Below are 18,391 nucleotides of genomic sequence, written 5' to 3'. Positions count from 1 at the left end.
ATTATTACCTCAATTAATTATTTTGGTCATTAGGTGTAATCGGCGTTTTTGTCCGTAAAACATTAACGTGGCACCAGAGTATGGCTAATCCCTGCCTTGATGAAACCCTATCTTAATTAAGCCCTGAACATAAAAGCCTCGTTGGCGACTACGAGATTTTCGCTATTTCGGTCATGTGCTGGTTAAGGGGAGTGATGTCAGAAAATCTCATATTAAGCTGCACTTATGCTGGCTGAAACAGGGTTTGTTTTAATTTCACATATAACTGAATTTAAATATAAAAATCATGTAAATAGCGATTTTTTTTACAGGTTTTCTCCACGTAAATATGATTTATTGAGTGTTTTCAGTTAACATATCTAATGTTTGTAGGCCAGTTTGGTCTACACACCTCCCCGTATTACAACTATTCATGTAAATATCTCACTAAATTTGAACGTATTACGGGTATGACTGCACGTCATCATTTTAAGCTTTATGCAGTGGAGCTATTGAGCACATAAGGAAGAGAAAATGGGACTACGAAGAAAGAGTGTTAAACCAATGCAAATCAATGATATAACTATCATTGATGATGCCAAACTGAAGAAAGCAATCACCGCAGCCGCGTTGGGTAACGCGATGGAGTGGTTCGATTTTGGTGTGTATGGTTTCGTCGCATTCGCACTGGGCCAGGTGTTTTTCCCCGGAGCCGATCCTGGTATTCAGATGATCGCAGCACTGGCGACCTTCTCCGTTCCTTTTTTGGTCAGGCCGTTGGGCGGTATATTCTTTGGCGCATTGGGTGATAAGTATGGGCGGCAAAAAGTTTTGTCGGTCACGATTATTATTATGTCGGTCAGCACCTTCTGTATTGGTTTAATTCCCTCTTATGCCTCGATAGGTATCTGGGCCCCCATCTTGCTGTTACTGGCTAAATTAGCGCAGGGCTTTTCTGTTGGCGGTGAATATACTGGCGCGGCAATATTTGTAGCTGAGTATTCACCAGATAGAAAACGTGGCTTCCTGGGAAGTTGGCTGGATTTCGGTTCGATTGCTGGTTTTGTCCTTGGGGCTGGGGTCGTTCTGCTCATCTCCAGTATTCTCGGTGAAGCGAGTTTCCTTGAATGGGGCTGGCGTATTCCGTTCTTCGTTGCTGCCCCATTGGGATTAATTGGGATCTATTTGCGTCATGCGTTAGAAGAAACTCCGACCTTTCAGCAACATATAGATAAAATTGATAGTGATTCACGCCATAATATTGCCCAGCCCCCGAAAGTCTCTTTCCGCGAAATTTTAACCAACCAGTGGAAGAATCTGACTATCTGTGTGGGGATGGTGATTGCCACTAATGTCACCTATTACATGCTACTGACCTATATGCCGAGCTATCTGTCGCATAGCCTGCATTACTCTGAAGATCACGGCGTATTGATCATTCTTGCCATTATGTTGGGTATGTTATTTGTTCAGCCGGTTATGGGGCTAATGAGTGATCGATTTGGTCGAAAACCTTTTGTTATTGTTGGTAGTGTGGGGCTATTCCTACTTGCTATTCCTAGCTTTATTCTGATTAACAGCGGCATTATTGGTCTGATATTTTGTGGTTTGCTAATTCTGGCAATCTTGCTGAACTGTTTTACCGGTGTGATGGCCTCAATATTACCCGCGATGTTCCCAACACATATTCGTTACAGTGCATTGGCTATCGCTTTCAATATCTCTGTACTGGTGGCAGGGTTGACCCCCACCGCTGCGGCATGGTTAGTTGAAACCACACAGAATCTGTATATGCCTGCTTATTATCTGATGGTGGTCGCAGTGATTGGGTTAGTCACCGGCATATTTATGAAAGAGACGGCAAACAGGCCATTAAAAGGGGCTACGCCAGCAGCATCTGACCGGGCAGAAGCAAAAGAAATACTGCAGGAGCACCATGACCATATCGAACAGAATATTGAAGATATTGATCAACAAATAGCGGATCTGGAGAAGAAAAGGAAGAATCTGACGGCCCAACACCCTGACATTAACTAATCAGGATTGGAGGGCATCGCTTGGTTCTAATCTGATTTAGATCAATAAAATGTATTTCTATACAATGGTTTACCTTTCTATTCAAATCTGTCTTTGACCCTTCCCTAAGGGGAGGGTTTACATTTATGCGTAATTATTCCTATTTCTATAGACATTATTACTCTTATCGAAAGGACACCATCACAATGAATAAGATATTCGCTTCGGCAGCACGGCTGGCAATTATTGCTCTGGCCGCAGCTACCTTCAGCCAGTTTGCCTCAGCGCAGCCCATATCTGCTGCTGAAACTGAATTCCTGACTCAACATGGTTTGGTGGGGAAAACGACTGAACAAATGATTGATACCATCGATCAATCGAAGCAGGAGCGCCCTCTGGCTTATTCCGCATCAGTCACAGGCACAGAATTAAAACTCTCTGATGGGCAGCAGGTATTCTCTTATCCGCTAGGCGATAAGTTTTATTTGTCATTTGCCCCCTATGTGAACCAAACACATCCTTGCTTTAATCACAGTTTGTCTGGATGCCGTGGCGAACTGGCAAATGCGGCTTTCGATGTGAAGATTACTGATAAAACTGGGCAAATCATTATGCAAGATAAGATCACTAGCTATCAGAACGGTTTTATTGGCGTGTGGTTGCCCCGCAATATTGAAGGAACCCTTGAAGTGACTTACCAAGGGCTGACAGCTACGTCACCCTTTGCGACTCACACAGAAAGCCAAACCTGCATGACAACACTGAAATTAAAAAAATAAGTGAATATTAGCCCATAAAAAACCAGCTTAACGGCTGGTTTTTTTTATGGGCTAAATACGAAACATTAAAATAATGTAATGATTATCGTTTCGTAGGCTAGTAGATTAATAAAGTTAAAGATTAATAATATTAGTCTTTAACAATTAATGAGTTTCTCATGACTCAGGTAAGTACAGTTGGTGCTGTCGTTGTGTTATTACGGTCATTCAGTCTATAAAAGTACCATTAGTTTTTTTTGCAAAAAATCCTAAATGCCGTATTTGCTTCGGTGCCTCCTTTGTTTCTTATAATGATAGATTAAGCTAAGACTGCATAACTCATTTTGTAGGATTTATCCTATCAGCTTGTAGGCGAGTTCTTTTTTTGATTGTAATAAGAAATAAGATATATGCCTGCCAATCCTTGCTGTTTCAGGTGTTTTGTGCTTATTTTCTTATTTTATTGGTTTTTTATTTATTTTTTTATGTTTTTTGTGGTTTTTAATTCTGTTTAATTTAATTAGTTCAAGATATTCGACCATCGGATAAATCTTGTCTAATATTAATAAATGAGTATAAATCCCACTTAATTAATTGAGGTGCTTTGATACTTATTTATCATTATTTAAATGTGTTCAGATGGCTATCATATTGATTAATATAAAAATCCACCGGCAGTACAACTTGCCACTATGATTAATGATAGCTCGTTTTTTTAATGGGGCGCGATTCATTAAGTGATTAGTGAATAACATTGGGTTCGCTATCTAAATCTGTATAGCGCTAATCCTGCTAATAATTAACGTTTTAATGAATATGTGACTCCATTGAAGGTATATATATGAATGCAATTTTTAAAGTAATTTGGAACTCAACCTTAAACACATGGATTGTTGTGAGTGAGTTGGCTAAAGGCATAGTGAAAACCAGAAGTGCTGGCAATTCATTGACTAATGCTGGGCAATCAAGCGTCGTTGAACAAGATGCAATCTGGAAAAATTTCAGAAAAAATCTTTTAGCCATATCTATAGGTAGTTTCGGTTTCTTTGGAATGCATTCAGCGTTTGCCTTGGATATTACGGTCACAGACCAAGCCGGTCTTTCAGCAGCCTTATCCAATGGTAGTTACGATAAGATTATTCTGGGTGCAGATATTGCGCTTACCCAATTATTAACCGTCAACATGGCGAGTCAAAATGTCGTGATTGATGGTAATGGCCTGTACGGTTTGACGGTTGCCAATACCGTAACCAATGGCTTGGCGGTATCATCCGGTACTGGGACATTAACGCTCCAAAATATGTCAAAAATTGATTCTGCTAACTATTACAGCATGGTCTATTTGACGGGTGGCAGTACTGCGGTCAACGTGGTTTATGACAATATTGGCTATCTTGGCTCGTCACAGCTCATTTTTATGGGCGGTAATGGTGGGGTTACCAACAGTGTGATGACGTTTGGCAATATATTGTCAGATGTGGTTGTTAACGATAGAGGCCAGGAAATTGGTGAAGTTAATAAACTTAGGTATACCGGCCGGTTCCATGTTACGCATTTAGGCGGAGCTGTATCTTTCCAAAACGCCAGCGGAGCAAGTAATACCTCAACCATGGATTTCCTCAGTGGTGCGGATGTAAAAATTGATAGAACAGGGTCAACTGCAAACCTGACAAATACAGGTACCAACGCCTTTGCCTACGATTTTGCCGATAACTCTGCCTTCGAACTCATCGCCAATCAGAACGTTTTCAGTGGAACCAATACGAATAGAGGCTTGAAAATTGGCAGTTACGATGCTCTAACTGGGTTCGGTGCTGGAGCAAAAATTATCTTGCGAGCGCGGGCGACTGGCGGCGGTATTATTTCAGGTAATGCGATTGATAACGCCACCACGAATACTGCGGGTATCAATAATGGTGCCACGGGTACTACAGATGTGATTTACAACCTGGCCACCGGTTCTATTTTACAGGCGACCGGTTCTGGGATTGTCGCGACCAAAAATGCGGGCAATACCAGCGGAATTTATATCAGCTCTGGTGCCGCTATTAATGCCGCTACTGCGGGTATTTCAGCCTCACATGCCGGTAGCGGTAAGATCCTATTAGAAAATAAAGCTGCGGGTAACATTACATCTGCAACGGGGATATCAGCGACCAATACCGGCACCGCAACTATCGACGTTGCGAACAAAGGCACCATTAACAGCACCACCGCTGGGATTGCATTATCCTCTAGCTCAACGCAAACCGTTAATGTTGATAATAGCGGCGGTATAATTAATGCCACCGCAGGAACCGGTATTAATGTTCTGACGAATGCGCTGTTAAATATGGTTGGCGGCACTATCAATATCACTAACGCCGCAAATGGCTTAACTTTCGCGGGCACCGGTAATCATGCTCTGGCTGATTTGATCATCAATCTGGGCGGTACAGGGCTTGCTTTTTCTAAAGCTGCTGCGACCAATTTGACGCTAAGCCACGTCACACTCAATACCGCGAACAGAACGGCGTTAGATACGCTGGCGGGGCTGACATTTGCCAGTAGTGCTAATGGCCGCAATACCATTAATGTCACCGGCACTGGCACCGGGATTGCCACCACTAACACGGCTTTGAGCGCACTGAATCCGGCAGCATTAGATATAAATGTTTCAGGTGCGGGTACAGGAATAAACGCCAGCGGTGGTGGGGTAGATTTCTCTGGTGCAAATCTCAATATTAATGTCACTAACAGCGGTGGCACTGGGTTGCTGATAACCGATGGTACTGCTATTACCACGATTGGGGCTAATACCCACATCAATGCAGCGGGTGCGACAGCCATCAATTTCACCGGTACCGGCGCGAAAACATTAAACAATAACGGTACTCTGAATGGTGCGGTCATATTTGCAGGGATTGCTGATAAGACTATTAATAACAATGGCATATTGAATGGTACATTAACCACCGGTTCGGGTAATGACTCTTTGGTTCTTGGCAGCACGTCACAAAGTAACGGTTCGATTGATCTGGGTGATGGCAGCAATAACGTGACTATCCAGAACGGTGCTCAAGTGTCATCCATTACCACGGGTACCGGTAATGATACTTTCAATATCAATAACATGACGGTAGGAAGCACTTATTTAGGTTCTTTGAATGCCGGTTCTGGTACTAACACCTTAAACTTCAATACCTCAACTGATGCTCTGGCTGCGAGCACATCGTTGCAAGGTTTCGCTAATATCAATCTTACTGGTAGCCATATAACATTGGTTTCTGGCACTAACGTGGGTAGTGGTGTCATTAATATTGATGGCGGCAGTGAACTGCTTTTTGGTAGCACATTTAATAGCGCCCTGAATGCATCTCTAGGCCATGTCGCTGGTGGTGATGGTTCAGCTATCGTTAATAACGGCGCTAACGTAACACTAAATCAGGCCAATGCTTTTGCTGGCGACTGGAAGATTAATCAGGGTGGAACCCTGACAGCCAGCAACAGTAATCAGCTGGGTGCAACAACTATTGCGCTGAACGGCACGTTAAACCTGAACGGTGTAGCAACATCGAATAATGCCCTGACCGGCAACGGGTTATTGAATATCGATAACGCCAATAACACGTTCAATTTTGGCGGCACTACCGGCACGGCATTTGCCGGTACGGTTGATATGAGGAACAGTAACTTTTCTCTGAACGGCAATAATACTGGCGCATTGCGTAATGCTTCGTTTATCGCGTCTACCGGTGCATCGGTCGGGGTTGATAGCGGCAATCAGGTGATAGGTAACTTTGCCCTCAACGGCGGAACTGTTGGTTTTGTCAACGGTAGTTTGATGAGCACGGGTACGCTGGCGGTAACGAGTAACAGTACCGTCAGAGTCGATCCCACCATCACGACCGGCGGGAATTTACTTGATCAAGATACCGGCAGTTCATCTCGGTTAATTAGCAGCGTTAATACGTTGTTGGCGGGAGAACTAGCGCAGCTGACATTACGGGATACCTTAGGCAATAGCATTGGCACTGATACCGCCGTGAATGTGACTCAAAACGCAAACACTGTAGCGCAAGCCATCTATAACTACGCATTATCTGGTGTAGGAGGCGGCTTAAGTCTTACCTCGGTACTGACAAAATTAGCATTGATCTCTGGTCAGACATTAACCTTAACCTCGCAAGGCGCACTTGATGCCAGCAGATTACTCACCGCACAGTTGATGGGTAGCGGTAATGTGGCTGTTGGTGCTGATAACACTGAAATAACGCTGAGCAATATTGCCAATGATTACATCGGTACGACCACGGTGAATGGCGGTATTTTGAATCTGGGCAGCAATAACGCGCTGGGCCAGACATCCGCGTTAATCACCGCGGCGGGCACTAACACCAATATCAACGGCCACAGCCAGACGGTGGGCGCGTTGACTAACGCCGGCACGGTGACGTTGGGCAGTGGCGGGGTGCTGAACAGCGGCCTGCTGACCAACACCAGCACGGTTAATCTTACCGGCGGCACGCTGAACCTGAGCGCCGGCGGGACTTCAACGGCGACCGGCGGTTTGACCGGTGCCGGTACGTTGAATGTTAACGGTGGCAATCTGGCTATCAGTGGTGCCAACAGCGGCCTGGCGGGTCAGACTAACATTGCCAGTGGCGCGGCGGCGACCCTGAACGGGGCCGGTACGCTGGGCAACAGTGCGGTCAATGTGCTGGGCGACCTGACCCTGAACGGAGCCAATGCGGCGCTGGCGAACGTGCTTAGCGGCAACGGGGCAATCAATACCAACGCGGCGGTCACGCTGACCGGCAATAACAGCTTTAGCGGCGCACACCATATCGGTGCGGCGGGGGCATTAACCGTGGGTCAGGCCAGCAATCTGGGTTCTGCTGCGGCGACGGTCAGCCTCGACACTGCCACCTCACGGCTGGTATTGAACGCGCTGAGCGGCAGCATTGCCAACGCACTCAGCGGGGTGAGCGGTTCAACCATTGCTGTTGTCAATGGCTCCAACACGACACTGACAGGCAATAACAGCGGCTTCTCCGGCCAGTACGCTCTGGCAGGGAACAGCACACTGACGGTTGCCTCGACGACCAATCTGGGCGCGGCATCGAACATTGCGCTGGCGGGCGCGCAGGACATTCTGGCGCTGAGTGGCTTCAACGGCACCTTTGGCAACACAGTGAGCGGCAACGGTAAATTGCAGGTCACCAATGGCTCGAACGCCACGTTGACCAGCAGCAACGGCGTGGGCAGTGCGGTCACGGTGGATATCGCCAACGCGACGCTGAATCTGGCGGATATCGCGCTGTTCAATAATGCACTGACCGGCAACGGGCTACTGAATATTGATACCACCAATAACGCGTTCAATTTTGGTGGCACCACCGGCACGGCATTTGCCGGTACGGTTGATATGAAGAACAGCCAATTTGCGCTGAATGGCAACAATACCCGCGCATTGACCAACGCCAAATTGGTTGCCTCTGCGGGCACGGCGATGGTCGTGGGAAGTGGTAATCAGGCGATTGGCGATCTGACCCTCCATGGGGCCACCACCACATTCAATACCGGCAGTCTGATCACCACCGACACATTGGCGGTGACCGACAACAGTACCGTTCGCGTTGATCCGACGCTGAGTACCGGTGGCAATTTACTGGATCAGGATACCGGTAACTCATCTCAGTTAATCAACAGCAGCAATACGCTGTCAGCGGGCGAGTTGGCGAAACTGGCTCTGGAAGACACCACCGGGAACGGTCTGGGCAGTGGCACCACTCAGAACGTTATTCAGGGGGGCAATACGGTAGCGCAGGCGCTGTATAACTATGCATTATCCGGTGACGGTGGTGGCCTGAGTGTCACCTCGATGCTGACCCAACTGGCGCTGGCGAGCGGGCAGAGCCTGACGCTGACCTCACAAGGCGCGCTCAATGCCGATAATACGCTGGTAGCGAAACTGACCGCAGCCGGTAATCTGATTATCGGTGCTGATAATGCTGAAATAACGCTGAGCAATATTGCCAATGATTACATCGGTACGACCACGGTGAATGGCGGTATTTTGAATCTGGGCAGCAATAACGCGCTGGGCCAGACATCCGCGTTAATCACCGCGGCGGGCACTAACACCAATATCAACGGCCACAGCCAGACGGTGGGCGCGTTGACTAACGCCGGCACGGTGACGTTGGGCAGTGGCGGGGTGCTGAACAGCGGCCTGCTGACCAACACCAGCACGGTTAATCTTACCGGCGGTACGCTGAACCTGAGCGCCGGCGGGACTTCAACGGCGACCGGCGGTTTGACCGGTGCCGGTACGTTGAATGTTAACGGTGGCAATCTGGCTATCAGTGCTGCCAACAGCGGCCTGGCGGGTCAGACTAACATTGCCAGTGGTGCGGCGGCGACCCTGAACGGGGCCGGTACGCTGGGCAACAGTGCGGTCAATGTGCTGGGTGACCTGACCCTGAACGGAGCCAATGCGGCGTTGGCGAACGTGCTTAGCGGCAACGGGGCAATCAATACCAACGCGGCGGTCACGCTGACCGGCAATAACAGCTTTAGCGGCGCACACCATATCGGTGCGGCGGGGGCATTAACCGTGGGTCAGGCCAGCAATCTGGGTTCTGCTGCGGCGACGGTCAGCCTCGATACCGCCACCTCACGGCTGGTATTGAACGCGCTGAGCGGCAGCATTGCCAACGCACTCAGCGGGGTGAGCGGTTCAACCATTGCTGTTGTCAATGGCTCCAACACGACACTGACAGGCAATAACAGCGGCTTCTCCGGCCAGTACGCTCTGGCAGGGAACAGCACACTGACGGTTGCCTCGACGGCCAATCTGGGCGCGGCATCGAACATTGCGCTGGCGGGCGCGCAGGACATTCTGGCGCTGAGTGGCTTCAACGGCACCTTTGGCAACACAGTGAGCGGCAACGGTAAATTGCAGGTCACCAATGGCTCGAACGCCACGTTGACCAGCAGCAACGGCGTGGGCAGTGCGGTCACGGTGGATATCGCCAACGCGACGCTGAATCTGGCGGATATCGCGCTGTTCAATAATGCACTGACCGGCAACGGGCTACTGAATATTGATACCACCAATAACGCGTTCAATTTTGGTGGCACCACCGGCACGGCATTTGCCGGTACGGTTGATATGAAGAACAGCCAATTTGCGCTGAATGGCAACAATACCCGCGCATTGACCAACGCCAAATTGGTTGCCTCTGCGGGCACGGCGATGGTCGTGGGAAGTGGTAATCAGGCGATTGGCGATCTGACCCTCCATGGGGCCACCACCACATTCAATACCGGCAGTCTGATCACCACCGACACATTGGCGGTGACCGACAACAGTACCGTTCGCGTTGATCCGACGCTGAGTACCGGTGGCAATTTACTGGATCAGGATACCGGTAACTCATCTCAGTTAATCAACAGCAGCAATACGCTGTCAGCGGGCGAGTTGGCGAAACTGGCTCTGGAAGACACCACCGGGAACGGTCTGGGCAGTGGCACCACTCAGAACGTTATTCAGGGGGGCAATACGGTAGCGCAGGCGCTGTATAACTATGCATTATCCGGTGACGGTGGTGGCCTGAGTGTCACCTCGATGCTGACCCAACTGGCGCTGGCGAGCGGGCAGAGCCTGACGCTGACCTCACAAGGCGCGCTCAATGCCGATAATACGCTGGTAGCGAAACTGACCGCAGCCGGTAATCTGATTATCGGTGCTGATAATGCTGAAATAACGCTGAGCAATATTGCCAATGATTACACCGGTACGACCACGGTGAATGGCGGTATTTTGAATCTGGGCAGCAATAATGCGCTGGGCCAGACATCCGCGTTAATCACCGCGGCGGGCACTAACACCAATATCAACGGCCACAGCCAGACGGTGGGCGCGTTGACTAACGCCGGCACGGTGACGTTGGGCAGTGGCGGGGTGCTGAACAGCGGCCTGCTGACCAACACCAGCACGGTTAATCTTACCGGCGGTACGCTGAACCTGAGCGCCGGCGGGACTTCAACGGCGACCGGCGGTTTGACCGGTGCCGGTACGTTGAATGTTAACGGTGGCAATCTGGCTATCAGTGCTGCCAACAGCGGCCTGGCGGGTCAGACTAACATTGCCAGTGGTGCGGCGGCGACCCTGAACGGGGCCGGTACGCTGGGCAACAGTGCGGTCAATGTGCTGGGTGACCTGACCCTGAACGGAGCCAATGCGGCGTTGGCGAACGTGCTTAGCGGCAACGGGGCAATCAATACCAACGCGGCGGTCACGCTGACCGGCAATAACAGCTTTAGCGGCGCACACCATATCGGTGCGGCGGGGGCATTAACCGTGGGTCAGGCCAGCAATCTGGGTTCTGCTGCGGCGACGGTCAGCCTCGATACCGCCACCTCACGGCTGGTATTGAACGCGCTGAGCGGCAGCATTGCCAACGCACTCAGCGGGGTGAGCGGTTCAACCATTGCTGTTGTCAATGGCTCCAACACGACACTGACAGGCAATAACAGCGGCTTCTCCGGCCAGTACGCTCTGGCAGGGAACAGCACACTGACGGTTGCCTCGACGGCCAATCTGGGCGCGGCATCGAACATTGCGCTGGCGGGCGCGCAGGACATTTTGGCGCTGAGTGGCTTCAACGGCACCTTTGGCAACACAGTGAGCGGCAACGGTAAATTGCAGGTCACCAATGGCTCGAACGCCACGTTGACCAGCAGCAACGGCGTGGGCAGTGCGGTCACGGTGGATATCGCTAATGCGACGCTGAATCTGGCGGATATCGCGCTGTTCAATAATGCACTGACCGGCAACGGCACGCTGAATGTGGCGAAGAATGATGCCAGCACCGCGTTTGATTTTGGCTCCTCAGTGGGCGGCGCGTTCAGCGGGATCGTGAATCTGACCAACTCGACCTTTGCGTTAAATGCCATCAACAGCGCAGCACTGGCGAATGCCACGTTGAAACTGTCGGCGAATAACGTGACCACGGTTGGTACCACCGATCGTACCTTGCACGGGGTGGATCTGAGCGGCGGCACCCTGATCTTTGACGGTGCGGCACCGCAGTCGCAGGCCAGCGGCGTGGTTACGGTGACTGATCTGGCACTGAACAGCGGCACGGTCAGCGTAACGGGCACGAGTAGCTGGGATAACAGTAATCCGGTTGTCGCACCGAACCTGTCGATCCTCGATCAGGATCGTGGTGGTGTGATGTTGGAATTGATCAACGCCAATAACGTCACGGGTGACGCAGATAATCTGGATCTGATGATCAACGGCACCTCTGTTACTTCTGGCTCGCAGGGGGTGTTGTCCACCATCCAGCAGGGCGGCAGTACGGTTGCCAATGCGACCCATAACTACGGTCTGACCAGTAATAACGGTGCTGGCGGCAACGGTTTGTATGTCAATTACAGCCTGAGCGCACTGGAGTTGTTAACCGACGGCGCGAATGGCTTGTTGCTGGCGACCGACAGTAACGTTTCGTCTAATAAAGAGCTGAACGCACTGGTCTCCGGTGTGGGTGGTTTGCAGGTTGATGCCAGCAACGGCGCGCTGACACTGGCGAACGGCAATAACACCTACCGCGGCGAAACCCGCGTTAATGCCGGTGAGTTGATCCTTGGTGCTAATAACGCCTTCGGCCAGACTGCTTTGCTGAATGTGCTCGGCGGGGCAAGTGCCAATATCAACGGCCACAGCCAGACGGTGGGCGCGTTGACTAACGCCGGCACGGTGACGTTGGGCAGTGGCGGGGTGCTGAACAGCGGCCTGCTGACCAACACCAGCACGGTTAATCTTACCGGCGGCACGCTGAACCTGAGCGCCGGCGGGACTTCAACGGCGACCGGCGGTTTGACCGGTGCCGGTACGTTGAATGTTAACGGTGGCAATCTGGCTATCAGTGGTGCCAACAGCGGCCTGGCGGGCCAGACCAACATTGCCAGTGGTGCGGCGGCGACCCTGAACGGGGCCGGTACGCTGGGCAACAGTGCGGTCAATGTGCTGGGCAGCCTGACCCTGAACGGAGCCAATGCGGCGCTGGCGAACGTGCTCAGTGGTAACGGGGCAATCAATACCAACGCGGCGGTCACGCTGACCGGCAATAACAGCTTTAGCGGCGCACACCATATCGGTGCGGCGGGGGCATTAACCGTGGGTCAGGCCAGCAATCTGGGTTCTGCTGCGGCGACGGTCAGCCTCGATACCGCCACCTCACGGCTGGTATTGAACGCGCTGAGTGGCAGCATTGCCAACGCACTCAGCGGGGTGAGCGGTTCAACCATTGCTGTCGTCAATGGCTCCAACACGGCACTGACAGGCAATAACAGCGGCTTCTCCGGCCAGTACGCTCTGGCAGGGAACAGCACACTGACGGTTGCCTCGACGGCCAATCTGGGCGCGGCATCGAACATTGCGCTGGCGGGCGCGCAGGACATTCTGGCGCTGAGTGGCTTCAACGGCACCTTTGGCAACACAGTGAGCGGCAACGGTAAATTGCAGGTCACCAATGGCTCGAACGCCACGTTGACCAGCAGCAACGGCGTGGGCAGTGCGGTCACGGTGGATATCGCTAATGCGGCGCTGAATCTGGCGGATATCGCGCTGTTCAATAATGCACTGACCGGCAACGGCACGCTGAATGTGGCGAAGAACGATGCCAGCACCGCGTTTGATTTTGGCTCCTCAGTGGGCGGCGCGTTCAGCGGGATCGTGAATCTGACCAACTCGACCTTTGCGTTAAATGCCATCAACAGCGCAGCGCTGGCGAATGCCACGTTGAAACTGTCGGCGAATAACGTGACCACGGTTGGTACCACCGATCGTACCTTGCACGGGGTGGATCTGAGCGGCGGCACCCTGATCTTTGACGGTGCGGCACCGCAGTCGCAGGCCAGCGGCGTGGTTACGGTGACTGATCTGGCACTGAACAGCGGCACGGTCAGCGTAACGGGCACGAGTAGCTGGAATAACAGTAATCCGGTTGTCGCACCGAACCTGTCGATCCTCGATCAGGATCGCGGCAATATTATGCTGGAACTGATTAACGCTAATAATGTGACCGGAAATGCCAACGATCTGGATCTGATGATCAACGGCACCTCCGTTACTTCTGGCTCGCAGGGGGTGTTGTCCACCATCCAGCAGGGCGGCAGTACGGTTGCCAATGCGACCCATAACTACGGTCTGACCAGTAATAACGGTGCTGGCGGCAACGGTTTGTATGTCAATTACAGCCTGAGCGCACTGGAGTTGTTAACCGACGGCGCGAATGGCTTGTTGCTGGCGACCGACAGTAACGTTTCGTCTAATAAAGAGCTGAACGCACTGGTCTCCGGTGTGGGTGGTTTGCAGGTTGATGCCAGCAACGGCGCGCTGACACTGGCGAACGGCAATAACACCTACCGCGGCGAAACCCGCGTTAATGCCGGTGAGTTGATCCTTGGTGCTAATAACGCCTTCGGCCAGACAGCTTTGCTGAATGTGCTCGGCGGGGCAAGTGCCAATATCAACGGCCACAGCCAGACGGTGGGCGCGTTGACTAACGCCGGCACGGTGACGTTGGGCAGTGGCGGGGTGCTGAACAGCGGCCTGCTGACCAACACCAGCACGGTTAATCTTACCGGCGGTACGCTGAACCTGAGCGCCGGCGGGACTTCAACGGCGACCGGCGGTTTGACCGGTGCCGGTACGTTGAATGTTAACGGTGGCAATCTGGCTATCAGTGGTGCCAACAGCGGCCTGGCGGGTCAGACTAACATTGCCAGTGGCGCGGCGGCGACCCTGAACGGGGCCGGTACGCTGGGCAACAGTGCGGTCAATGTGCTGGGCGACCTGAACCTGAACGGAGCCAATGCGGCACTGGCGAACGTGCTCAGTGGCAACGGGGCAATCAATACCAACGCGGCGGTCACGCTGACCGGCAATAACAGCTTTAGCGGCGCACACCATATCGGTGCGGCGGGGGCATTAACCGTGGGTCAGGCCAGCAATCTGGGTTCTGCTGCGGCGACGGTCAGCCTCGATACCGCCACCTCACGGCTGGTATTGAACGCGCTGAGCGGCAGCATTGCCAACGCACTCAGCGGGGTGAGCGGTTCAACCATTGCTGTCGTCAATGGCTCCAACACGGCACTGACCGGCAATAACAGCGGCTTCTCCGGCCAGTACGCTCTGGCAGGGAACAGCACACTGACGGTTGCCTCGACGGCCAATCTGGGCGCGGCATCGAACATTGCGCTGGCGGGCGCGCAGGACATTCTGGCGCTGAGTGGCTTCAACGGCACCTTTGGCAACACAGTGAGCGGCAACGGTAAATTGCAGGTCACCAATGGCTCGAACGCCACGTTGACCAGCAGCAACGGCGTGGGCAGTGCGGTCACGGTGGATATCGCTAATGCGGCGCTGAATCTGGCGGATATCGCGCTGTTCAATAATGCACTGACCGGCAACGGCACGCTGAATGTGGCGAAGAATGATGCCAGCACCGCGTTTGATTTTGGCTCCTCAGTGGGCGGCGCGTTCAGCGGCATCGTGAATCTGCAAAACACCACCTTTAATCTCGATGGTTTGAATACTTCTGCGTTGACGAATTCCACCCTGAAGTTATCCAACGGTAGCTTTGCTTCGGTGGCTGATGGTGTGCAGAATATCGGCGCACTATCGATGAACGGCGGTACTATTCTGTTTAACAATCTGGTTGATAATTCAGGTGTCATCAGCTCCGAAGGGACTATCGCGGCGAATAACATCAATACAACCGGTGGGGGTACTGTTCGGGTTAATTTACCTGCGAATGTGACGCCAAGCCTGGCGGGTTTGTCGGTAATGGAATTGGATGAAGGTGAGATTATTGTGACGCTGGGCACCGGTACGGCCACCGGTACTGGGCACGAACTGACCTTAACCGATGAGAACGGCGATCCAATAAGCTCTATTTTCTACCAGAATATTTATAACACTGGCGGCAGCGCTCCGGCTGCGCTCGGTTCGTTTAATTACGGCATGACAACTGGCAACAACTATGACGGTTTGTATGTCAATTATGGGCTGAAAGCGCTGGAACTGTTAAGCACCGGTAATGACGCCCTGATCCTGACGGCGATATTGGCGAATAACGGTAAGCAGTCAAATGACCTCTCCGCTCAAGTGACTGGCAGTGGCGATCTGGCTTTTGATTCTGCTAATGATGGCAGTACTGCATCATTATCGAACTCAACCAACAGCTACACCGGTGCGACGTGGGTTCGTTCAGGCAATTTACGTCTGGATGCTGACTCTGCATTGGGGCAAACCTCTTTGCTGGCGATGAGCAACCTGACCAATGTGGATCTCAACGGAACTCAGCAGACTGTGGGTGAACTCGCCACGGAAACCGGCAGTACACTGAATTTCAACGGCGGCAAATTGTCGGTCACCGGTGGCGGCCAGGTTGATGGCGCACTGGTTGGTAATGGCGAGCTTGCCTTGACCGCAGGCACACTGAGCGTTACTCAGGGGAATAGCGGCTTTACTGGCAGCACTGATATAGCCAGTGGCGCGACGGCTCATCTGTATCAGGTTCAGGGGTTGGGCAGTGGGAATATTAATAATAACGGCCTTCTGAATTTGGATAGCAGCGCTGGGGTATTGTCGAATGTACTGACGGGTAGCAGCGGTAATGTATTGTTGACCAACAACAGTAATATCCAGTTGGCGGGTAACAACAGCGGCTATTCTGGTTCATTTAGCACGGATGCCGGGACAGTACTGACTGCCAATAATGCCCAGAACCTGGGCGCTAGCAGCGTTGTAAACAGCGGTGAATTAGTGCTGGATACAGCATCACAGTGGAGCTTAACCAATACCATTAGTGGCAGCGGTACGCTGGTTAAACGTGGCAGTGGTACAGTTATTGTTGAAGGTAGCACTGTCAGCGCTGGCCTGACGACGATTGAACAGGGTCTGTTGCAGTTAGGCAGTTCGGCGGTAACATCGACACTGTTATTGGATGAAGTGCCATCAACCGGTTCACTGGTTATGACCGTGGCTTCGAATGTCGTTAATCTGGCCAGTAATGTGCTGGTTACAGCAACTGGCTCCTTGGGCGGATATGGTCAGGTCACGGGGAATGTGGAAAACCGTGGCAATCTGATTATGCCTAATGCATTAACCGGTGGTGACTTTGGCACCTTTACCATTGATGGTAATTATACAGGTGTGAATGGGACGGTGGTCTTCAATACCATTCTGGCTGGAGATTCATCCGTAACGGATCGACTGTTGATTACAGGTGACACCGCAGGGCAGAGTTATGTCACGGTGAACAACATCGGTGGCAATGGTGCGCGGACGTCTGAAGGCATTAAAATCATCAATGTCGGTGGTAATTCAGCCGGTGAGTTTACCCTGAATGGGCGTGCAGTGGCCGGTGCTTATGAGTACTTCTTGTATCAGGGGGGCGTAAGCTCGCCAACTGATGGTGATTGGTATCTGCGTACTCAAGCCGATGATCGTCGCCCAGAACCGGCAAGTTATACCGCGAACCTGGCAGCAGCGAACAACATGTTTGTCACCAGCCTGGCTGATCGCGCAGGTGAGACACTGTATACCGATGTCTTTACCGGCGAACAGAAAACCACCAGCTTGTGGTTACGTAATGAAGGCAGCCATAACCGTTCTCGTGACAATAGCGGCGAGTTAAAAACTCAGGATAACCGTTATGTCGTGCAACTGGGCGGTGATGTGGCGCAATGGAGCCGTAACTCGCAGGACTTGTGGCGTGTCGGTATGATGGCCGGTTATGCCAACAGCAGCAGCTCTACCGTTGCACAAGGTACGGGTTATCGTTCTACCGGTTCAGTCAACGGTTACAGTGTGGGTATGTATGGCACATGGTTTGCTGATGGTGAGGATAAGGCCGGTGCTTACGTTGATTCGTGGCTGCAATACAGCTGGTTTAACAATCAGGTTAATGGGCAGGATTTAGCGGCTGAAAAATACGATTCAAAAGGGTTTACTGCTTCAGTTGAGAGCGGCTATGCCTTTAAAGTAGGTGAAAATGCTAACAGTAGTTACTTCATTCAGCCAAAAGCACAAATAACCTGGATGGGCGTGAAGGCAGACTCCCATACCGAAACTAATGGTACGGTTGTCACCGGTGACGGTAATAACAACATTCAGACCCGTTTGGGTGTGAAGGCATTTATCAGCCCGCAACTGGGTGCTGATAAAGCCAAAGGGCCAGTATTTAAGCCTTTTGTTGAGACTAACTGGATTCACAATACCAAAGATTTCGGCACTACATTAGACGGCATGACCGTGAAGCAAGCGGGTGCGGCAAATGTGGCTGAAGTCAAACTGGGTGTTGAAGGTCAGATGAATAACAAGCTGAACTTGTGGGGCAATGTCGGCCAGCAAGTGGGTAATAACGGCTACAGCGAAACCAGCGTAATGTTAGGGATTAAATATAATTTCTAACTGAGATGGCTAACCTGTGAATCATCGCGGCGCATATCGTAAGGTATGCGCCGTTTTTTTATGGTTTGATGATGGATTGTTTTTGCTTTCGGGCTATCTGCTGCCTGCGACAGAAATAAGCTGCGGTGAAAGCGTCAATAAGGGGACGTTGTTATTACCTTTCTAA

3 protein-coding genes and 1 pseudogene are annotated in these 18,391 nt (G+C 51.6%); all 4 read left to right on the top strand.

What is annotated here, in order from left to right; all coding sequences use genetic code 11:
• Positions 1 to 543: 543 nt before the first annotated feature.
• A complete protein-coding gene (gene proP / locus AT01_RS09295; RefSeq protein ID WP_407703553.1) occupies positions 544 to 2,016 on the top strand; it encodes a glycine betaine/L-proline transporter ProP in 1,473 nt (490 codons plus the stop codon).
• Between the two features lie 185 nt (positions 2,017 to 2,201).
• Entirely contained in the window at positions 2,202 to 2,774 is a 573-nt protein-coding gene (cueP, locus tag AT01_RS09290; protein WP_042546941.1) for a copper-binding periplasmic metallochaperone CueP, read from the top strand.
• A gap of 820 nt (positions 2,775 to 3,594) precedes the next feature.
• Positions 3,595 to 3,660: pseudogene (locus AT01_RS22580) on the top strand (ESPR domain-containing protein); the annotation flags it as partial.
• Between the two features lie 1,425 nt (positions 3,661 to 5,085).
• A complete protein-coding gene (locus AT01_RS20740) occupies positions 5,086 to 18,225 on the top strand; it encodes an autotransporter outer membrane beta-barrel domain-containing protein (protein ID WP_456156790.1) in 13,140 nt (4,379 codons plus the stop codon).
• Positions 18,226 to 18,391: the final 166 nt, after the last annotated feature.

Source organism: Yersinia aldovae 670-83, from assembly GCF_000834395.1.
Taxonomy (GTDB): domain Bacteria; phylum Pseudomonadota; class Gammaproteobacteria; order Enterobacterales; family Enterobacteriaceae; genus Yersinia; species Yersinia aldovae.
This window is presented reverse-complemented; position numbering and strand designations above follow the sequence as displayed.

What these genes read in the sequence shown, in the direction of transcription:
- proP (WP_407703553.1), top strand. Translation starts at nt 544, where the DNA reads ATGCAAATCAATGATATAACTATCATTGATGATGCCAAACTGAAGAAA.
- cueP (WP_042546941.1), top strand. Translation starts at nt 2,202, where the DNA reads ATGAATAAGATATTCGCTTCGGCAGCACGGCTGGCAATTATTGCTCTG.
- AT01_RS20740 (WP_456156790.1), top strand. Translation starts at nt 5,086, where the DNA reads ATGGTTGGCGGCACTATCAATATCACTAACGCCGCAAATGGCTTAACT.